General features: G+C 67.3%; 16 protein-coding genes. 8 read left to right on the plus strand and 8 right to left on the minus strand.

The annotated features are described in order from the left end of the window. The first annotated feature begins 66 nt into the window (after nt 1-66). The 5 genes from ACOYYX_RS22840 to ACOYYX_RS22860 all read left to right on the plus strand — a co-directional run bounded on the left by ACOYYX_RS22840 (nt 67) and on the right by ACOYYX_RS22860 (nt 5,021). Nucleotides 67-306, plus strand: a complete 240-nt coding sequence (locus ACOYYX_RS22840; RefSeq protein WP_422924010.1) for a DUF2945 domain-containing protein — start codon at nt 67-69, stop codon at nt 304-306. Next, nucleotides 303-674 (plus strand): DUF3140 domain-containing protein, encoded by a 372-nt coding sequence (locus ACOYYX_RS22845; protein ID WP_422924012.1) that lies wholly within the window; start codon nt 303-305, stop codon nt 672-674. Before ACOYYX_RS22840 ends, ACOYYX_RS22845 begins: the two co-directional genes overlap by 4 nt. A 185-nt stretch (nt 675-859) precedes the next feature. Next, nucleotides 860-2,395 carry a N,N-dimethylformamidase beta subunit family domain-containing protein gene (locus ACOYYX_RS22850; RefSeq protein ID WP_422924014.1) on the plus strand — a complete coding sequence of 512 codons (1,536 nt, stop codon included), beginning with the start codon at nt 860-862 and terminating at the stop codon, nt 2,393-2,395. A 183-nt stretch (nt 2,396-2,578) separates the two neighbouring features. Beyond that, nucleotides 2,579-2,935, plus strand: a complete 357-nt coding sequence (locus ACOYYX_RS22855; RefSeq protein WP_422924015.1) for a hypothetical protein — start codon at nt 2,579-2,581, stop codon at nt 2,933-2,935. Between the two features lie 280 nt (nt 2,936-3,215). Further along, on the plus strand, nt 3,216-5,021 hold the full coding sequence (locus tag ACOYYX_RS22860) for a hypothetical protein (protein WP_422924017.1): 1,806 nt from the start codon (nt 3,216-3,218) through the stop codon (nt 5,019-5,021). Nucleotides 5,022-5,108: 87 nt separating this feature from the next. Here ACOYYX_RS22860 and ACOYYX_RS22865 read toward each other — a convergent pair whose 3' ends face one another. Further along, a complete protein-coding gene (locus tag ACOYYX_RS22865; RefSeq protein ID WP_422924019.1) occupies nt 5,109-7,700 on the minus strand; it encodes a PQQ-dependent sugar dehydrogenase in 2,592 nt (863 codons plus the stop codon). Nucleotides 7,701-7,862: 162 nt separating this feature from the next. Then, nucleotides 7,863-8,828: an aldo/keto reductase gene (locus ACOYYX_RS22870; protein WP_422924021.1), complete on the minus strand. Its 966-nt coding sequence runs from the start codon at nt 8,826-8,828 to the stop codon at nt 7,863-7,865. 333 nt (nt 8,829-9,161) lie between these two features. Between ACOYYX_RS22870 and ACOYYX_RS22875 the strand changes: the two genes are divergently transcribed. The 3 genes from ACOYYX_RS22875 (at nt 9,162) to ACOYYX_RS22885 (ending at nt 12,648) form a co-directional block, all read left to right on the plus strand. Next, nucleotides 9,162-10,010 (plus strand): helix-turn-helix transcriptional regulator, encoded by an 849-nt coding sequence (locus ACOYYX_RS22875; RefSeq protein WP_422924023.1) that lies wholly within the window; start codon nt 9,162-9,164, stop codon nt 10,008-10,010. A gap of 809 nt (nt 10,011-10,819) precedes the next feature. Continuing rightward, nucleotides 10,820-11,464 (plus strand): RNA polymerase sigma factor, encoded by a 645-nt coding sequence (locus ACOYYX_RS22880; RefSeq protein WP_422924025.1) that lies wholly within the window; start codon nt 10,820-10,822, stop codon nt 11,462-11,464. Nucleotides 11,465-11,601: 137 nt separating this feature from the next. Beyond that, entirely contained in the window at nt 11,602-12,648 is a 1,047-nt protein-coding gene (locus ACOYYX_RS22885; RefSeq protein ID WP_422924027.1) for a hypothetical protein, read from the plus strand. Nucleotides 12,649-12,685: 37 nt separating this feature from the next. Here the strand turns inward: ACOYYX_RS22885 and ACOYYX_RS22890 are convergent, their stop codons facing one another. The 6 genes from ACOYYX_RS22890 to ACOYYX_RS22915 all read right to left on the minus strand — a co-directional run bounded on the left by ACOYYX_RS22890 (nt 12,686) and on the right by ACOYYX_RS22915 (nt 20,604). After that, nucleotides 12,686-14,179, minus strand: a complete 1,494-nt coding sequence (locus ACOYYX_RS22890) for an FAD/NAD(P)-binding protein (protein WP_422924029.1) — start codon at nt 14,177-14,179, stop codon at nt 12,686-12,688. Further along, nucleotides 14,176-14,901, minus strand: coding sequence for a cysteine dioxygenase (locus tag ACOYYX_RS22895; RefSeq protein WP_422924031.1), 726 nt, complete (start codon nt 14,899-14,901; stop codon nt 14,176-14,178). The genes ACOYYX_RS22890 and ACOYYX_RS22895 overlap by 4 nt, the downstream gene beginning before the upstream one ends. 364 nt (nt 14,902-15,265) lie before the next feature. After that, nucleotides 15,266-15,436, minus strand: coding sequence for a hypothetical protein (locus ACOYYX_RS22900; protein ID WP_422924033.1), 171 nt, complete (start codon nt 15,434-15,436; stop codon nt 15,266-15,268). A gap of 8 nt (nt 15,437-15,444) precedes the next feature. Beyond that, nucleotides 15,445-18,627 carry a sigma-70 family RNA polymerase sigma factor gene (locus tag ACOYYX_RS22905; protein ID WP_422924035.1) on the minus strand — a complete coding sequence of 1,061 codons (3,183 nt, stop codon included), beginning with the start codon at nt 18,625-18,627 and terminating at the stop codon, nt 15,445-15,447. Nucleotides 18,628-18,913: 286 nt separating this feature from the next. Next, nucleotides 18,914-19,903, minus strand: coding sequence for a UDP-glucose 4-epimerase GalE (gene galE / locus ACOYYX_RS22910; protein ID WP_422924037.1), 990 nt, complete (start codon nt 19,901-19,903; stop codon nt 18,914-18,916). Beyond that, nucleotides 19,900-20,604 carry a D-glycero-alpha-D-manno-heptose-1,7-bisphosphate 7-phosphatase gene (locus tag ACOYYX_RS22915; RefSeq protein WP_422924039.1) on the minus strand — a complete coding sequence of 235 codons (705 nt, stop codon included), beginning with the start codon at nt 20,602-20,604 and terminating at the stop codon, nt 19,900-19,902. Before ACOYYX_RS22915 ends, galE begins: the two co-directional genes overlap by 4 nt. Nucleotides 20,605-20,642: the final 38 nt, after the last annotated feature.

Raw genomic sequence — 20,642 nt, forward strand, 5'->3', positions numbered from 1 at the left:
AAATCACACAGGCCGGGCGATCCGATCGACTCCCTGGCCCCCGCTCGACCCGAGTAGGACATAGTCATGGCCAAATCTCTCAAGGCCGGGGATCGCGTCGAGTGGACCTCTTCACAGGGGGAGGTCACGGGGCGCGTCAAGAAGAAGCTCGTCAAGCCGACCGACATCAAGGGCCATCACGTCGCCGCCTCGACCGAGAATCCGGAATACATCGTCGAGAGCGAGAAGACAGGAGCGGAGGCAGCTCACAAGCCCGAGGCCCTGAAGCGGGCCACTCGCAGGCGCAAAAAAGGAGGCGACTCGTGAGCGACGACACCAAGAAGGTCATCGCCGACTTCAAGGAGGCGGTCAACATGACCGCCCGGCAGTTGCAGGCCTGGCTCGAGACGGACGAGTCGCGCGAGGTCGGCTATAAGGGGGACAAGGGCGGCGAGTCTGTCGGCCACCACTCTGGCCGTCGCATCATCGATATCCTCGGCAAAAAGACGTCCGAATACAGCGAGGATGATCTCCGTCACATGGCCAAGGTCGTCGGCTACATCCATCGCCACCTGGCCCAGCGGCCCGAGGGGGACATTGAGGAAACCCCTTGGCGATATTCGCTCATGAACTGGGGTCATGACCCCGCCAAGAAGAAGACCGCGACTCGCAAGGCCAAGGCCTCGAGCCGATAGCCCGGTTCCCGCTACATCAGAGCCTGACACCCGCAATTTCCCGCCTGTTGAGAAGGAGGGAAGCGTCCGCGAACCGTTCGAGTTACAATGATCCAACTCGTGCGTTCGGCGGCTCGCAGCCCTCTTGAACGAAGAACGTTCGGCGAGCGCGAACGGCGCGGGGAGAGATGGGAAGGAGTCAGGCGATGCCGCAGGATTCAAACGCGAACGACCGCTCGCTCTCGCGCCGGGAGTTGATCGGCGCCACGGCGGCCGTGGGGCTGGGCTCCCTCCTGAATCCTCGGATGGGGGCATTCGCGGCGACCCCCGCCCGTCGCGACCTGATCCGGGACGAGAACGCCAGGCCGGGGACGTCGGACTGGCGTCTGACCGACGTCTGGATCGACCCCAGGACGAAATACCGGAGCCCCCGGATCGAGGGATACGCCTCGCGCACCAGCCTTCGCGCGGGCGAATCATTGCGGATCATGGTCAGCACGAATCCCGCCTCCTCCTTCGTGATCGACGTCTTCCGGCTCGGCTATTACGGCGGCCTCGGCGGACGATTTCTCCAGCGTTTCGGCCCCTTCCCCGGCAAAACACAGCCCGATCCCGAGGTCGGCGAAGAACGCCTCCGCGAATGCCGCTGGGAGCCGGCCGTCGAGTTCGCGATCCCCTCGGATTGGCCGAGCGGCGTCTACGTGGGCAAGCTCACCGCCGAGCGAGGCGGATTCCAGAGCTACGTCATCTTCATCGTCCGCGACGACCGGGCCTGCGACTTCCTCTTCCAGTGCGCCGACACCACTTGGTCGGCCTACAACCGCTGGCCCGACCAGTGGGCCCTCTACGACGACGGCAAGAATGAGTGGTATCTCGGCCCCAGGGTCCGGGTGAGTTGGGATCGGCCTTACGGCAAATACTGCCAGGTCGCCGACAACCCGCTCGCCACGGGGACCGGCAGCTTCATGCTCTGGGAGTTCCCCCTCTCCTACTGGCTGGAGAAGGAAGGGTATGACGTCTCTTATATTAGCACCGTAGACACACATACAGACGCTCCCGGCTTGATGCGGGCCAGGGGGTTCCTGTCGGTCGGGCACGACGAATACTGGTCGCGGGAGATGTACGAGAACATCAAAGGGGCGATCGCCTCGGGCCTGAGCGTGGCCTTCCTGAGCAGCGACACCTGCTGGGGACTGATCCCCTTCCTCCCGAGCGGCGCGGGGGCTCCTCACCGCGTCATCAGCCGGCTCGGGCAATTCGGCCCGCTCGAGGCCGATGCGGTCAAGGCATACCCGGAGTTGAGCTTGTTCGAGCACCTCGCGCCGACGGAGGCCGACATCATCGGCGCCAGGAATGTTTATCCCTATAGCGGCGGGGCCGATTGGATCTGCTCGGCGGAGAAGCACTGGCTGTTCGCCGGCACCGGGATGAAGGACGGAGACGGCATCCCCGGCCTCGTCGGGTTCGAGTGGATGGGAGCCCCCGCCGACATCCCCGGCCTCGACGTCGTCGCCCGGGGCCGCGTGAGCCTGGGGGGCGTCGAGCGAGAATACACGGCGACCCTCTACCCCGGCCCCAAGGACAACGTCGTCTTCAACGCCTCGACCATCTGGTGGGCCGACGGCCTCAGCGCCCCGCCCGGCTACGTGACCCCCTCCGCCCACGGGGCCACCCCCAAGGGCCCCGACCCTCGCGTCCAGAGGATCACGGCGAATCTCCTCCGACGGATGCGAGGAGTTTAGCCCCTCGCATACGATAAATTCATTTTTGCGAATGACTCATCTTCCTTTCATAACTAGCCTCATCTCCGAATTCGCTCTTATTTACATCTCATCGATCCGTCCGAGTTTTGGTTTGACGAAAGGATGACCTTGCGGTAAATTCTCCTTAGTTGTGGCATGCTCCACACTTCGCGGATCCTCGCCATGCTCGCGGCCCGAAGCCGAATCCACTTCCGAGCCATCCTCGCGCTGATCGTCGTCATCGCGAATGTCGGGGCTCCGTTTCGGACCATGACGAGCGGGCGGGCCCTGCTGCACGACAGGTCGCAGCATCAGTCGCCGCATGAGCCCATCGTCCGGGTCCGGGCGATCTCCACCATCGCCTCCGCGATCGGGCACCGGGCGGTCGTCGGCCTCCAGAAGGGAGGCCCCGAATCCAGCCGCCTCGCCGAGCATCCCTGGGCCTCCCTGGCCCTGCTCGGCCGTTCCAGGCCGAAGTTGGCCTACTCGCAGAAGGTGGAGCCTCGCCCCGTTCGGCCCACCCCTCCCCTCCGCTGTTGAGCCTCCCACGGCCATCGACGCAATCCGGTTCGGCGTGATCTCCCTCGGCGCAGGCTCTCCGCCATCGTCGTCGCGTTGCGCGCCCTCGCCCTGAGGTTTCGACCCCGAAACCTCGGCCCGGGACCGCACGTGCCTGCTCCACAACGCCTCGGGTGATCATCTCGCAGGTCTCCCTGGATCTCCTTGCGAGATCAAGGGCCGACTCGCCACGCCCTCGTTGCGCCTTCAATACGTCATTTTTTCATCATTTCACATCAACCAAAAAAGGTCACTATTTCCCATGAGTCTTTCGAACGTCCACGGGCGGAATTCGACGATCCGCATGCTGCTCCTCGGGCTGAGCGGCCTCTTCGTCGCGACGATGGCGGACACGGTCCTCGCGACACAACCGAGATCCAAGAGCCTCCGGGCTTCCTCGCAACGACGGTCACTGGGGACGGTCGCCTCGAAGGATAAGCAGACGCCCGCCCCATCCGCATCGACATCGACGGCCGCTCCCGTCGACTCCGAGGAGAATCTCAAAGTCATCGACGTCCTGACCGGGATGAAGACCGGCCAACTCTCCGCCACCGCCGAAGGCATCGGCGACGGCCGGATGACCCTCTCGCTCACGAACCGCACCAAGACCAAGCTCCGCGTCGTCCTCCCGCCCGGCCTCATCGCCTCCGGTGTCAGCGGCCAGTTCGGCGGCGGCATGGGCGGCATGGGAGGAATGGGAGGAATGGGCGGCGGCATGGGTGGTGGTATGGGCGGTGGTATGGGGGGCATGGGCGGCGGCATGGGAGGCATGGGCGGTGGTATGGGGGGCCGCGGCGGTATGGGCGGTGGCATGATGGGAGGAGGTGGAACCATGCCCTCGTCGATGGGCATGATGATGCTCGGCCGCTTGATCATGAATCTCGTGGGCGATCGCGACAGTTGGGATCAACGTTCACTCATGCAAGGCATGATGGGGATGGGCGGCGGCATGGGGGGCATGGGGGGCATGGGAGGCGGTATGGGGGGCATGGGAGGCGGTATGGGGGGCATGGGCGGCGGCATGGGAGGCATGGGCGGCGGATTCCGCTCGGTGCCCCCCACCGGCCTCCTGGAAACGACCCTGGAACCCCGGCAGTCCCGTCAGCTCCCGACCCCCGTGGTGAGTCTGAACGGGCCCGATCCCGACACGAAGCCGGTGCTGCCGGCGAAGGGGGAGGCCTTGCAGATCAGCGGCATCGAGCAATGGACCGACGATAGCCGGACGAAGACCGCCATCAAGCGATTAGTTGAGCTCAAGGCTCCCCAGACGGTCTCGCAGATGGTCCTCTGGTACGTCACGGCGGGGGCGACCTGGGACGACATCGGCCGGGTCTCGCAAGGTTGGGGCAATGCCCAGGAACTCGCGCTGGCGCGTCACTTCGTCGAGGGGCTCGAGAAGAAGGATGAGGCCTCGGCGCCCGCCGAAGCCGGGCAGCTCTTCTGGGAGATGAAGGCGGGGAGCGACGCGGCCCGCGATCGGACGGCCAGGCTCCGCCGGCTCTGGGAGAAGTCCTCGGTCCTCGGGCTCTCGGCCCAGGAGGGGATCCCCGAAGCCCCCGGCAAACCCGCGCTCGCCTGCCGGATGGAGGCCACGGACGAGTCGTTGCGCGCGACCGTGTTCACGAGCCATCCGTCGGGGCACGACTGGATCCGCCTAGATGAGTTCCGGATCAAGATGGCGGACCTGACTCCTGCCGCGGATGAATCGCAGCCCGAAGGCCAGGCGACCTCGGACGACCAGAAGAAGGATCTTGTGCCGATCCGCTTGGGGAACCTCGTGGCCGAGGGAATCCTCAGGAACCTCGTCCGCGTGCAACTCGCGCGCGGGCCGAAGGTGAAAGGCAAGGACACGTACCGGATCAAGATCGTCAACGAATCGCCGATGATCCTCAACGGCCTGGCCCTGGGCTCGGCCGAGGATCGAGACAAGTCCGACGTCTCGGTCTTCTCGGGCTTCTGCCTCCCCCCCGCGAAGACGCTGACCGTCCCGGCCTCGTCGGAGATGGTCACTCGCCTTCACATGAATGACGGTGTGCGCATCTTCGCGGCGGATCTCAGCGGGCTCTGAAATGACGAGAGGGGCGATCCCGAAGAGCCATGCTCCGGGATCGCCCCTCGTCTCAAGTCCAACAATCCAACCGTCGTGTACCGCCAATCAGCGGCCCGCGGCGAGTTGATGGATCTTGCCGTCGAAGCCGAGGATATAGAGCTCGCCGGCCTGGTCCTCGCCGAAGGAGGCGATGTGCAGGGGATTTTGCGGGAGGTCGATGATCTCGCCGCTGACCAGGGCCTTGCCGTCCTTCTCGCGGAGGCCCCAGATCCGGCCCGAGGCGTAGTCGCCGTAGACGTAGACGCCGGCCAGTTTGGGTAGGGCCTTGCCTCGATAAACATATCCGCCGGTGATGCTCTTGCCGCTGTCGAGGCGGCCGGAGCCGGCGAGGTTGGGGGCGTGGGGGTACTCGACCAAAGGCGGAGAGATCGGCGAGGCCGGGTCCTTCTTCTGGCGGGGGCGGAACGGGTGGAAGCCTTCCTTCAGGCTCCAGCCGTAGTTGCCGCCGTTCTTGATGATGTGGACCATCTCCCAGAGGTTCTGCCCGACCTCGCCCGCCCAGAGCGTGCCGTTGGCCCGGTCGAAGCTGAACTTCCAGACGTTGCGCAGGCCGATGCAGTAGACCTCGGGCGCCCAGCGGCTAAAGTGGTTCGGGTCGCGGAGGCGGGGGTTGTCCTTGGGGATCCCGTAGGCCTTGCCGTCGGCCGGGTGGTCGACGTCGATGCGGAGGATCGAGCCGAAGAAGTCGGTCGGATCCTGGCCGGTGGTCAGGGGGTCGTCGGCCGCGCCGCTGTCTCCGAGCGTGATGTAGAGGTAGCCGTCGGGGCCGAAGGCGATCATCCCGCCGTTGTGGTTGCCGTAGGGGTCTGGGGGGCCGAGCCAGATCCGCTGCTCGCTCGCGGGATCGGCCTTGCGCGGGTCGTCGCTTGCCGCCTTGAACCGCGAGACCACAGAGCGCCGGCCGGTCGGCCCTTCGTGCGACGAGTAGTAGACGAAGAACTCTCCGTTGCGCTTGAAGTCGGGATGGAAGGCGAACCCGAGCAGGCCCTCCTCGTTGTGCCCGCCGCTGGCCGGGGAGTAGACCTTGCTGCGGATATCCAGGAACTCTTTCTTGTCGGAGGTATTCGGGTCGTTGGGGAACGACACGATCACCCCGCGCTGCTCGTTCACGTAAAGCAGGTTGCCGCCGTTCTCGGGATAGGCCATGCCCACCGGGCGGTCGAACGTGAGGTTCGGGAAGGCGACCCTGGTCACGAGCTTCGGCAGGGCCAGGGCCTTATCCGTCGCCGCCGCAGGCTGTCCCGGGGTCTTGGTGGCCTCCGCGGTTCCTGCGACCGGCTGCCCGGCTCCTGGCGTATTGCCGACGAGGAAGGCGAGGAGGTCGCGCACCTTGGCCTCGCCCAGTGCCCCGGCCAGGCCGACGGGCATGACGGAGGTGGCGCTGGGGTGGATCTCCTCGATCTCGGCCTTGGCGAAGCGGGTCGCCTGGCCGTTGATGTCGAACACCTTGATCGCGTCGGCGCCGTCGGCCCGGACCACGCCCACGGCGACTCGGCCATCCTTCAGCGAGATCGTATAAGGGACATACTGCGGGTTGATCACCGCGCTCGGATCGTTGATGTCGCGATAGACCTCGGCCGGGTCATGCCCCGCCACGATGTCGAGCGAGGGGCCGACGTCCCCCCCCTGCCCCTTCGCCTTGTGGCAGACCGAGCACTTGGCCTCCTCGCTGACGAAGACCGCCTGCCCCCGCGCGGCGTCTCCGCCCGAGAGCGAGAAGGGCGGCTGCGGCACCGGCGCCGAGGTCGGCGTGGCCGATGGGGCCCAGGGGAGGGTCTGCAGCGCCGCCGGGATCGGACGATCGGCCGCATCCCCCTCGGGCTTGAACGTCACCTTGAGGCCCGGGGCCTTGCCGTTCGCGCCCGTCGTGATCGTCGCCGCCAGTTCCACCGCGTCGCCGGTCGATTCCAGGGTCCACTCCGCGCGATGCCGGCCGCCGTCGTCGTTGGTCGACGTGGGGGCCTCGAAGGCGAGCGTCGCCTCGACCGGGGCATCCGACTCGAGCCGGACGACCTGCTTCCCCTTCGGCAGCGCGACGATCGTGCGCAGGGCGAGCTTGCCCGACTGCGAGAGCTGAGCGAAGCCGTGCTCGTGCTCGATCGAGCCGCGGGTGGCCTTGCTGGAGGCGGCAGGATCCAGCTCCGGCCACCAGAGCGACCAGGCCGGCTTGCCGTCGTCAGCCCCGTCCTTCGTCCAGGAGGCCTCGGCGCCGTTGAGGGTGTACGCCCACTGCCGGCGCGTCCTGACCTTGATCTGCCCGGGCTCGCGGAGGTCGGGGAGGGTCAGGAGGTAGGTCGCCTCGCGAGGATGCGGGTCGGTCGCCAGGACGAGCGTCCTGCCGCCGTCCTCGATCCGGACGGCCGCGACCCGGATCACCCCCAGCGTCTTCGCCAGGTGGAGGTCGAGGCCCTTGGGATCGGCCGGGGCGAGCACGCCGAAGGGAATCGGCTCACCCTCGAGCGCCTGGGCGACCTCGGGCACGATCGGGTTGTCGAACGCCACGCGGACTTCCAGGGGCCCGGCCGGCCAGGCAACCACGGCCTTCGAGATGGGGGCCGGCTCCTGGGCGACCGCGGCCACCCCAAGGCCGAGCACCCCGGCGAACAGGCAGGTCGCGACCCGCAAACGATGCAGCATGTTCATGATACCACTTGGTGAATTGCACATAAAAATAAAGAAAACGGGCCCGCCGCGATGAGAATCGTACGGGGCGGGCTTCCGGGGTCAAGATCGTCGACCGGGCCGCCAGGGTCAAGACTCCGCAGCCCGACCGGCCGGGCTGCGGGTCGCAAAGGGGGATTAGACGGCGGCTTTGGCCCGGGCGGAGAAGGACTCGATCTCGACGGCTTCTTCATCGCTGAGGCGGAACTCGCCAGCGGCGATGATCCCTTCCACCTGCTGGGCATCGCGGCCGCCGACGATGGCCGCGGTGACGGCCGGGTGACGCAACGTCCAGGCGATCGCCACCTCGCCCGCCGAGCGCCCGTGCCGCTCGCCGATCCGGCCGAGCAGATCCGCCAGCTCGAGGTTGCGTGTCAGGCGAGGCTCCTGGTATTCCGGGTTCCGCCGCCGCCAGTCGTCCTGGGCGAAGTTGGCGACGCGATCGCGCGTCATGGCGCCGGTCAGCATGCCCGAAGCCATCGGCGAATAAACGATCACGCCGATGTTATTCTCGAGGCAGTACGGCAGGATCTCGGCCTCGATCCCCCGGTTCAGGAGCGAGTACGGCGGCTGGAGCGACGAGATGGGGGCGATCGCCTGCACCCGCCGCATCTGGGCGACGCTGAAGTTCGAGACGCCGATGTGGCGTACCTTGCCTTCCTCGCGGAGCCTGGCGAGGGCCTCCCAGCCCTCCTCGATCTCGGCCTCGGGGTTCGGCCAGTGGATCTGGTAGAGGTCGATGGCGTCGACGCCCAGGCGTTTGAGGCTGTCCTCGCACTCCTTCCGGACCGAGGCCCCCTTGAGGCTCCGATGGATCTGCCGCTTGTCATCCCAGAGCATCGAGCACTTCGTGAAGATGAGGGGCTTCTGCTCGAGCCCTTCGATCGCGCGGCCGACGAGTTCTTCCGAATGGCCCAGGCCGTAGATCGCGGCGGTGTCGACCCAGTTCATGCCAAGTTCGACCGCGCGTCGGATGGCCTCGATGGCCTGGCGGTCGTCCTGCTCGCCCCAGCCGAATTCCCAGTTGCCGCCGCCGATGGCCCAACTGCCGAAGCCGATCGGCGTGATCTTCATGCCGGTGTTGCCGAACTGTCGCGTCTGCATGCTCACTCCTGCGGGATTCCGGTCGAGAGTCGTCAATCATCGTCTTCGCGTACTCGATCGGCCTTTGCCGACGGCCTCGGCCCTCATCCCTTCTGGGCGACGGGACACGTCCCTTGTCATCGGGATCCGTCCGGCACGAGGTCGAGTGGACACCGCGTTAAGCCGACACGTCGGCAAACTCAGGCCGAGGAATTCGCGGGCCTCGGGGCATTCTCGCCGTCTCTTCGGCTTCGCCCCGGGCGTCGTCGTGGGTAGTATTGAGGGGTCGACATCCCGGAGCAAGACGACCGTTTATCCTGGTATAAAGACTCCCAGCCTGTTAGCCTGATGGTGATGAACGAGGATCAACGACTGGCGGAGCTGGCGCAGTTCCTGAGGACGCGTCGCGAGCGGCTGAGCCCCTCCGACGCGGGCCTGGCCGCGGGGCGTCGGAGGCGGACCCCCGGCCTCAGGCGCGAGGAGGTGGCGCACCTGGCCGGCCTCAGCGTGGCCTGGTACACCTGGCTCGAGCAGGGCCGCGCGATCCGGGCGTCGGAGGAGTTGCTCGAGCGCCTCGCCCGCGTGCTCCGGCTCGATGCCTCCGAGTATCGCCACCTGTTCGTCCTGGCCAGGGGGCATCCCCCCGCCGACTTCGACCCGGTCATCCCGCTGGTGATCGTCGGGGCGCCGCTCCGGAGCATGATCGACGCCCTGCCGCACCCCGCCTACGTCGTCACCGGCGAGTGGACGGTCGTGGCCTGGAACCGCGCGGCGCAGCTCGTGGTGGCCGACTTCGAGAACCTCTCGGGCCGCGATCGGAACATCGTCTGGCTGGTCTTCACCCACCCCGCGCAGAGGCGCCTGATGGTGAACTGGGAGGACCAGGCCAGGAGCCTGCTCGCCCTGTTTCGCTCCAGCACCGCCCACAACCTCGGCGAAGAGTGGCACGACCGCTTCGTCGCCGACCTCGCCGACCACAGCCCCGAGTTCCGGGCCTGGTGGCCGCGCCACGACGTCCGGGTCGCCCACGCCGGCCCCAAGATCTACGACCACCCCCTCGCCGGCCGCATGGTCTTCGAACCCCTGACGCTGCGTTACGAGGGCGATTCCCTCTTCCGGATCATGGTCAAGGTCCCCGTCGCCGACGAGTCCGACACCCCGGCCAAACTAGCCAGGCTGATCGCCGAGCATGGCAACGATTAGATTTAACGAGATCTGACACTCTCAAATTTTCTAATCAATAATATTTTCATTATTTAAATAGGAATGCTTGGCTGATTTTCGAAGCCTTGTCCGAATCCAAAAGTTCGCCTCGCGGCCAGTCATCGGCCCAGGCAAGCCCCAATCCTGCCACTGACGCCACACGATCATCCTCGCCTGGATGCCCGTTGGGCCTAACTCGCCGCCCACTGCGCTGTGTCTCTCCCCCGGCGCCTTGTCCCCCGTTCTGCGTAGCCGTGATTGGGACAATCGGGGTCGCAAAGCGACAAGAGGCAAAACGCACGAGGCCTGCGCCGTTACCGGAGGCCGTCTTCGTCTTCCCTGCCACGAAGTGATTTTTGGACCAGGCGAGAGGCCATCCGTAAGACTCGAGATGAGGAAGGTTTTCGGCCGGTCTCCGGTTTCTGGAGACGGCAAGACAACTGCGAAATCGCAAGACGGGCTTTCGCGTCGGCCGGGGCTTCTTGCTGCTTGCCTCTTGTCGCTTCGCGACCCCGATTGTCCCAATCGCGGCTACCCGCAAGACTTTCGAAAACGCGGGACGAGCGGCGGTTAGCAAGCCGTGGCTTTGCGACATCGGCTGCTCCGACGACCGATTGCCATTTGCGTCGCGGGAGATGAATAACCCCAAGTCAGTTGCAGCAGGGACAGGACGCCAAGCCTCACTCTTCCTCCAGCACATCATCCCTGAAATCCCGGCCCACCCCAATGTTACGACGAAGTTGGAAGCCTCGGCCGATTCGACGCATAGTAAGGGGTAGAGATCAACGTCAACGGCAGGAGCCGACCCCTTGGCAATCGCCAGCACGAGACTCGCGGACGGCGGCCTGGCCACGCTCTTCGGCGTGGGGGCCATCGGATCGTTGCCGGATGTCGAGTTGCTGAGCCTCTTTGCGTCGCCACCGGACCGGGCGTCGGCCGAGCTCGCCTTCGCCACGCTCGTGGAGCGCCACGGGCCGATGGTGCTCGGAGTCTGCCGGCGCATGCTGCGGGACTCGCACGCGGCCGACGACGCCTTCCAGGCCACCTTCCTGATCCTCGCGAGAAAAGCCGCGGGCGTCCGGGTCGACGGCTCGCTCGGCCCCTGGCTCTACGGCGTCGCCATCCTCGTCGCGCGACGGACCAGGGCCCTCGCGAAGGCGGAAAGGGAACGGCTCCAGACCCTCGACCCGCCCGCCACCCAAGATGAACCGCGACTGGGGCAGATCGACGAACTCCGCGCGGCGATCGACGGCGAGATCCTCCGCCTGCCCCATCGCTACCGATCCGTGGCCGTCCTCTGCTACCTCGAAGGCCTGAGCCAGGAGCAGGCCGCGCGACGCCTGCGATGCCCGATCGGGACCGTCCAGAGCCGCCTCCATCGGGCCCGAGAGCGCCTGCGGGCCGGCCTCGGGCGTCGGGGCTGGGCCCCGGCGCATGGACCCCGACGCTATTGATGCGAGCGGAAATCCCGCGAGCCTTAGCGGCGACGACGGTCGCCTCATCTTCCGCCGGCACCGCGCCGGGCGTGGCCGTCGATCTGGTCTCGGCGGCCGTCTCCGAGGTCGTACGCCAATCCCTGAGGAGCATGTTCATGGCTAGAGGATTGCGATTCGCGATGATGTTCATCCTCATCGCCCTGCCCGCGGCGGGCGCGATGTCCCTCGCGAGAGGCCAAGGCGGGGCGAACCCGGCCGGAGAGGCCCCGCCTGCCCCGGCTCCGCCCCAGGCGACTGCCCACGACATCGCAAACCAGCCGGCTCCTGCCGACGTGTACGCCAAGATCAAGGCCGAGTACGAGGACAAGGAATCGGCCATGCAGGACGCCATGTCGAAGGCCGTCCGCCAGCGGGAGCGGAACCAGGCCTACGAGAAGACGGCCCCCGACGAGGCCGCCTTCGCCCGCAGGATGATCGACCTGGCGGAGTCGACTCCGGGCAGCAAGGCGGCCCGGGATGCCCTGCTCTGGGTCCTCAACAAGCCCAACCTCTGGGATGATGGGCCCTACGGCGACCAGTTCGCGCGAGCCTCGGCGCTGCTCCTGCGCCACTACGGCGACGATCCCGAGGCCATCCGCATCGGCCTCCAGCTCGACAATATCCCCTCTCCACACCGCGATGCCCTGCTACTGGGCTTCCTCGCCTCGGCGAAGGGTCGCGAAAGCCAGGGGTTGGCGCGGCTGGGCCTCGCCCAGTACCTCGACCTCAAGGCGAGGCTCGTCCGGAACGATCGCCTGACCACCGGGAGGCAGAAGATCATCCTGCAAGGCGTGATCGACGACGACGGCAAGGCCATCGACATGCCGGTCGAGCCATCCGATGAGCGTTATGCGTACACCTTGCAGCAACGCCTCTACGACCCCGACGCCATCGCGGCCGAGTCCGAGAGGCTCCTGCGCGAGGTGATCGACAAGTACGCCGACATCCCGTTCGTCACCGTCTGGCAGCGCGAGATCGAGGCCATCCTCCAGATGCCGGCGCCGACCTGGAAGAATCGCCCCCTCTCCGACGAGCTGCGCAAGCAGTTCGAGAAATACCTGCTCCCCGGCAAGACGCTCGGCCAGGTCGCGAAGGCCCGCCTGGATGAGATCCGGAACCGCCCGGTCGGCGGGGAACGAAAGTCGAAGCGACCGCCCGGTTGACGGCCGCCTCGCTCATGCTTTCAGTTCAGCCCGAAGCTCAGGCGCTCCGGTCCAGCGACTTGAGGCTCAGGACCCCGGCACGTACCTCGTCCTCGCCGCGGACCCTCGATGATTCGATGGGTGCGGACTGCTTCGAGAGGTCGATCAGGTGGGTCGCCAATTCGGCCGCCTGGACGCGGAGCTCCCGGACGGCGGTGGTCTCCCAGAGCTGTCCCTTGAGGATCGGGCCCATCGCGAAGAGGGATTCGGAGGGTTCCCCGTCGGCGGCGATCATCGCTCCCGAGGGGGAGACCTCGAGGCCGATGCTCAGGGGGTCGGGGCGGCAATGGCCCCGGGAGATCAAGGCGTCGACGAGGGTGGACCGCCCCGCTCGGATGTCGCGCGAAGGCCCCGTGCAGTTGATGACCCGGCGCACGTCGAGGGTCTCGACCGCATCGTGGCCTCGACGCGTGTAGCCGAGCCGCACGCCGTCGCCACACTCTTCCATCGAGCGGATCCGGCCGGCGACGACTCGGAGCTGGCCCCCGTCACGGGCCTCGTCCAAGGCCTTGGCCACCTCGGGGGCGACCCGGTGGCGATGCACCTCCCAGAAGGCGCCGAGGTGGCGGATGAACCGACGCTTCTCGGCCGCGGCGAACGAGCGCCAGATCCCCTGGATCGCCGGGCGCAGGGCGTCGACGGCCGAACGCCAATCGCCCCCCTCTTGCTCGCAACGCTCGACCTCCCCGCGGACGTACGCCAGCACCGAGCGGGCCGAGGCCGGGCGGTCGCCATCCATCGGGGCGATCGGCCTGGCCGTCACCGGGCGATGCGGGAAGGGCAAGAGCCCGTGACGCGAGAGGACGGTGATCGGCCCGGCATGCCCGCGAGCCTGGGCCTCCAGCACCAAGTCGACGGCCGAGAGCCCCGTGCCGATCAGGACGATGGGGTCATTCGGATCCAGGCCGGCGAGAGCCCTTCGACTCCAGGAGTTACTCACATAACGACCCGACGCCTTCAACCCTTCGGGGCAGGCGAACGGATCCTGGGGCGTGGGATTCCCCAGCGCGAGGACGGCCCGATCGGCCCTGAGCCTCGAGCCCCCGGCGCCGATCACGACCACCCCCGCCGAGGGCCCCTCGTCGCGGAGGTCGACCACCTCGTCGCGGACGAGCTCGATCGTCATCCCGGCTCGGGCCGCGGACTCGGCGAGCAGGTCGCCGAGATACTCGCCGTAGAAGGCCCGGGGGGCGAACGTGCCGGCGTGGGCGAGCGGGTCGCGGACCTGGAGCCAGTGGAGGAAGTGCCCCGGCTCGTCCGGCAGGGCGCTCATCAGGCCGGCCGGGACGTTGAGCAGGTGCTTCTCGCAGGTCGTCCCGTAGGCGATCCCCCTCGCGAAGCGATCGCCGCGCTCGAAGATGACCACGTGGAGCCGCATCCCATCGGCCTCGGCCTTGCGGGCGAGGTTGACCGCGACGAGCGTGCCGCTGAATCCACTCCCCACGACCGCGACCACATGGGGATTCGACGCCGGAAATGCCTTGAGGCTCATGGCAACACCTGTCTCACCCGCGTCGGGTGGTTTCGGGAAAGGGCATGCGGTCCATCCACCCGGATCTCGGCGTGGATCGTCTGCGGCCGGGTCGCGGCCAGGACGTCGTGACCCCCGAGGGTCGTGTCGTCGATCGAGTACGTCCGCGAGGCCAGCAACGGGGGGGAATAAACATGGAGTGAGACGAGGTCGCGCCCCTCGGGCTGGAGGTTCGCCAGTTGGTGGATATCCGCATCGGCCGCGACGTAGATCGAGCCAGGCCCCGACGACCTCGAGCGCGCCGGCATCAGGCGGCCGCAAGGGCTCGGGACGTAGACGGTCTCCGTGGCCGTCCCCTCGACGACGTACACGGCGCAGGTCGAGCCGCCGTGGTCGTGGATCGGGCTGCGCTGGCCGCTGCGCCAGCAGAGGAAGAGGGCCTCGTACGCCGGCCCCCGATGGATCAGGATGCGCTGGTAGGCGACGTCGCTGAACGTCAGGCAGTCCGCCACGTCGCCGAAGGCCAGCGACAAGGCCCCCAGCCCCGAGCGGAGCTCGGCCAGCGAGAGGGGGGCCTCCGAGCGGTCCCAGCGGGAGAACAGGTCGAGGAGAGCCGATCGGCCGCCATCCATCGCTGTCGCCCCTTTCCCTTTGAGCGGGCCGTCGGCGATTCGCCAGGGCGCGAGGTCGCACCCCAGCGAGGCCAAAGCCGGCGGCGCCGAAAATTGGCGCGGCGATCGCATCGTTCGTTTCGAGCCATGCTCACAAAACGATTTTTAGCTGCGAGGGCCGTCGTCTCGGGGTCGACGAGGCCACTTCCTCACCCGGATCTCTGACGGGCGATGAACCGGAGAACTGGCGACATTCGAGGTGATTGACGGGAGGCTTTTGTCACCATTTCGATCGGGCTCATCAACATTTAGGCCGATCAAAACGACCGATCCTGATGATCTTGGATCGGCCTCCGGAGCGGTCGTAGTGAGGGTTTCTAATGGATTCCGGCGATTTCGTCGAGAGCGGTTCCGGCTCGAATGAGTGGGCGGGGGTGACATATCAGGCTCGACGCCGGGCCGATCCGGTGTGTCGGATCGGCCCGGGGTCCCGAGGTCATTTCGAGTCGGCGGGGAGCGACTCGGGCGGGGCCCCGGCGATCGTGCCGGCCTTGGCTTCCTCGAAGTCGGCGAGGAGCCCGTCCTCAATGCTCGACCGGGGCGGCGGACCGGGCTCGTAGAGGATGAACAGGTCGTCGACATCGCGGTCCAGGCGGCCGGAGATCATGTAAGTATTCAATGGGCTCCGGCATTTGATTTTCCCCGAGAGGTGGTATCCGGGCGGATCCAACGTTGAGCTGTTGGGGAACCAGAGGGTGACCGTGACGACGGTCTCGGGAAGCCCCGCGAACGCGAATCGCCCTTTTTCGTCGACCTTCGATTGCAGCAAGCCGAGCGCCAGATCGACACCGGCGCAGACCGTGGCGCCTCGCGGGATCGCCTTGCCGTCCGAGAAGGCGATCCCGCGAGTTTGCGGCCGGGCTTCACCTCGAGGTCGCCGAGATCGACGGTGCTCCCGTCCCCTTCGACCTTGAAGCGTCGGGGCACGACCGCCCCTTCATCGGCGAGGGCTCCCGTCTTCGGAGCCACGTCGAATTGCTGGTCGGTGAACACATGAGTGAAGAAAAAGCGTCCTTCGGCGTCCGTCTTCGTCTCCGGAAAGCCGAGGAAGGTATCCGAACCACGCTGGGTCTGGAGAAGGCCGACGACGACACCGGCTTGCGGCTTTCCGTCACGCACGACGCGCCCCGTCACCTCGGCCCCCACGCCGAGTCTCAGGGGAGGCCGCGGGTCATTCGAATCCTCGATCTGGAACACTTTGGACGCGAGGCCCTCCGCATAGACCCGCATCGGGAAATGGTCGATCAAGAGGGTCTCGGCCATGAAGTCGAAGGAGCCATCGGCCCCGGTCTTGATCTCCTTTTGCCGGACCACGATTTCCTGGGGGAGCAGCGTCGCTCCCGCGACCGGCCGGCCATCGGGGCCCACGACCTGCCCCCGGATCCGTACGTTGTGCCGACGATCGGGCGGTTCACTCCGCGAGGGCCCGGCCGGCATCTCCGGCTTCGAGCGAGGCAGGCCGAATTGATCTTCCAGGATCCCTTCGAGGGCCTCGACGGCGAACTTGCCCACGAGATGACCCCTCGGGTCGATGACGAACGTGGAAGGCCAGCTCATGATTTCATAAGTCGAGTTCGTCTGACCGGAGCCGATCTCCCCCGGCTTGTAGTCGTAGGAGCGTGCCCCCTTCTCCGCCTGGGGCCGGTCGATCAGAACTTTAAAGGGGAGATCGGCCCCGCCCCAGAACTGGTCCTTGATCGGCGCGATGGCCTTGCGGTACTCGTCGGCGGAACGGATCGAGCCGTCGTGGAGGGCCAGGATCACCAGGGGTTTCCCCTGGAATCGCTTCTGGAGTTCCACGAGCCTGGGCATCGCCCCGACGCAGGGGCCGCACCACTTGCCCCAGAAGTCGAGCACGACCACGTTGCCTCGGAGGTCGGAGAGCTTGACGGGATGCCCTTCCAGATCGTCGGCGTCGATCTCCATCGCGGGGCCGCCGGTCGCCCGGACGCTCGCCAGGCTCTCGAGCCGGAAGTCGACATCCATCGGCTCCGTCCCAGTCGGGACTTCGACGTCGACCACGCGTTGCATGGTCTCGGATCGGAACTCCAACTTATATTTGCCCGCGGGCAGACGCACCTCGAAATGGCGTTTGACGTGCGGCGGGTCGTTGGCGTTGGAGTTCGGCAGTATCCATCTCAGCCATTCCCTCCAGGGTTTGACGTCCTGCTCGACCGTGTAGATCCCAAAGTTCATCGAGGCCCTCGGATCGTCCCTGGGCTCCTCGACCACACGCCCCTTGACGATGCGGGTCGGGCGGAGCCTCACGTCGAGGAGTTTCTTGAGGTCGAAATCCTTCGAGAGGAATAAGGTTGCCTGGAGCGCAAAATCCGACGACGCGAAATGGAACTTGGCCGGGACACCCCCCTGCCGATTGGCAAACGTTAAGGAGAACCGCCCCTCCGCGTCGGTGCGAACGGCCTCGCGGGTGCCAGGCATGTTGGCCATCCGCCAGCCTCCCCTGGCGACGCGAACGATATAGGGGCTATGTGTCTTGGCGACCTCCTCCTTGGAATCCGCGTGCCCGTCCATGTTCAAGACGATCGGCTCATGGGGCCGGATGTCGTCGGGGCTGACCGGCCGCCAGGGTCCGTTCGGCTCGCGGACCTCAAAGTATTTGCCCGCCTCACCCGGGGGGATGACCTGCCCCCCGGCGTCGCGGAAGGGCTCCTTGCGCTCCCGGATGTTCTCGGGCCTGGGGTTATCCCAGGTATCTTGCGAGGGCAGGGGCTCGCTCCCGACCCAGACCTTGGCCAGCGGCTTGCCTTGATCGTCGCGGACGATCCCGGTGACGGTGATGTTGGCGTCAGCCTGGGCGATCGGCGGGGTGGCCTTCGGGTGGGGAGGCGGTTCCTCGCGGGGAGGCATGGCGCCCATCTTCGCGGGGGTGGCCCGCTTCGTCTCCGGGACCGGCTCGACGAATGCCGAGGCGACGGTCGCGGCGGTGGCGATCAGCATGATCGCGAGGGATGTCTTCAGGGGCGTAGTTCCCATGTCGCGCAAGACCTCCTGCGCCAGGCCGGCGGCGGCCGGCTCCGCGCCGGCCTTGACGGCCCAGCTACTCCGATGGGTGAACGCCCTGGCGGCCGCGAGGGTCGCCGAGATCCAGGAGGTCGGGGCGGCCTCGGCCGAGAGCCCCGTCATGTTCGCGATGGTGAGCGCCGCCGTCGGCGCGATGCCCCGGCGGATCAGCAGTGTCTTGAGCTTCGCGCGGCCCCTGGCCAGGCGGCTCTGGACCGTCCCGATCGGCCAGCCGAGCTGCGCGGCGGCCTGCTCCTGCGTGAGCCCTTCGAGGTAGCAGAGGACCAGCGGCGTCCGGAACGACTCGGGCAGCCGCCCGAGCTCCTCGTCGAGCCCCTCCCAGCGCCCAGGGTCCGCGCCCTGGCTCGACGCCCGGCGTTCCTCGGCAAGTGCCCCGCCCTGCCGTTCCCGGCGACGCCGGCGCAACCCGGCGACCTTCTCCTTGGCCGCGACGCGCACGGCAACCCCGTGCAGCCAGCCGCCGATCGACTCGAACCCGACTACCGACCGGGCCCGCCTGGCGAGGACGAGGAAGGTCGCCTGCGCGGCGTCCTGCGCCGCGTGCTCATCCTTCAGCACGCGCCGGCAGGAGCGCAGGACCATCGACCCATGCCGCTCGACGAGCGCCGCGAAGGCCGCCTCCGACGCATGCTCCGCCGACTCCCGCGCCACGAACCGTTCGAGCAACCGACGGTCGCTCATCCCGGCCATCGTCCCCGACCGGAAGAGCACCTCGACCTGCTGCTCGAGCACGGCCCGCGTTACCTCGCCCGCCATGACCTCAATCCTCGTCCCATCGCGTGTCTTTGCGAGTGAATGCCCGCCGAGCCGCGAACTATTCCCACTTTCCTCGAAAATGACTTCCCGATCCATTTCCCGGCGCGCGAGGGCACGCCCGCCGGGCCGGCGATCCAATGGGTTCTGGCGATGTCGATGGGGGTGAAGGCGGCGAAGGGCTCGCCAGGAGGTGGGATGGGAGGGACAACGAACGAGGTTGTCCCGCGGCCGGCTCGCCCGCCGATAGTTGGCGGGCGAGCCAACGCGAGGGCGGTGATCAGTTAGCTCAGTGCTTCGCGCCGTAGCCCTTGGGGTGGGTGCTGTGCCACTTCCAGGCGGTCTCGACGATCGAGTGGATGTCGGTGTATTTCGGGGCCCAGCCGAGTTCCTTGACGATCTTCTCGGGGGTGGCGATCAGGGTGGCGGGGTCGCCGGGGCGGCGGCCGACGATCTCGTGGGCGATCGGCCGGCCGACGACGGCCTCGCAGGCGTGCAGGACTTCCAGGACGCTCACGCCCGAGCCCGAGCCGAGGTTGTAGTAGCGCCCGACGCCCGGCCCGATGTTCTCGATGGCGAGCTGGTGCGCCTGGGCGAGATCCTCGGTGTGGACGTAGTCGCGCACGCAGGAGCCGTCGCGAGTGTCCCAGTCGCTGCCGAAGACCTTGAGCTGCGGGCGACGGCCGATGGCCACCTGGAAGGCCAGCGGGATCAGGTGCCCCTCGTGGTGGCGGTCCTCGCCGAAGTTCCCGTCGGGGTCGGCGCCCGAGGCGTTGAAGTAGCGCAGGATCGCGTAGCCGAGATTGTAGGCCCGGGCGTAATCCTTGATGAGCCACTCGGCCGCGAGCTTCGTCGTGCCGTAAGGGGTCTGCGGGAGCTGCGGCGAGTCCTCGCGCAGGGGCATCTCGGTGTCGAAGGCGTAGGTCGCCGCGGTGCTGCTGAAGACGATCTTGTCGACCCCCGCCTCGCGCATGGCGTCGAGCACGTTCTTGGTGCCGACGACATTGACGCGGTAGTAGCCGTCGGGGTCGGCGATCGACTCGGGGACCGAGGCGAGCGCGGCGAAGTGCATGACCGCCTCGACCTTGTGCTCGCGGAGCGCGGCGGTCAGGGCCGCCTTGTCGGAGAGGTCGCCGACGATCAGGCGTTCGGCGGGGATGGCCTCGCGGTTCCCCTCCGAGAGGTTGTCGAAGGCGATCGGGTCGTGCCCGTTGCGGAGCAACCATCGCAGGCAGGCGCTCCCGATGTAGCCGGCGCCGCCCGTCAGGAGAATCTTCATCGCAGCAGTCCTTCGAGTTCGTTCCCATCGGCGCCGGCGGGGTCCGGGCTCATCCCCGCCCCCGGCTCGGCCCCGAGGATCAAGTCCAGGGCCGCGAGCAAGTCGTCGGCCGTCTCATAGCTCACGTCGAGTCTGGCCAAATCCGCCGCCGAGATCGCCTTGCCCGAGCGGACCAGGACGCTCCCCCGGCAGCCCGCGTTGATCCCGGTGAGGACGTCGATAATCACGTCGCCGACCATCCACGAGGCACCGATGTCCAACCCGAGGTCGGCCGAGGCGCGCAGGAGCATGCCCGGGGCCGGCTTGCGGTCGGGGTGCTCGATGGCCGTCTTGTCGTCGCCCCTCGGCGCCTCGGTGCAGTAGTAGATCGCGTCGACCGATGCCCCGGCCTCGGCGAGCTGGCGGTTCATCTCCTCGTGGACGGCGTGCAGCCGCTCCTCCGGGAAGATCCCTCGCCCGACCCCCGACTGATTCGTGACGACGACCAGGGCATACCCCGCCTCCCGGAGTCGCCGCAGGGCCAGCGCGATCCCGGGTAGGATCCGGACCTGATCCGGGTCGGAGAGGAAGTGGATGTGCTCGATCAGGGTGCCGTCGCGGTCGAGGAAGACGGCCGGGCGGCTCGCCTTCTTATGCGTGCCGCCCCTCATCGAGGCCCCATCCCCCGCCAATCCCGGCTTCCCCGTCGCATCCGCTGTCATCTTTGGAAATCAGTCCTTCCCGGTCCACGGGTCTTCTC

The organism is Singulisphaera chitinilytica, from assembly GCF_049331405.1.
Taxonomy (GTDB): Bacteria; Planctomycetota; Planctomycetia; order Isosphaerales; family Isosphaeraceae; genus PoT.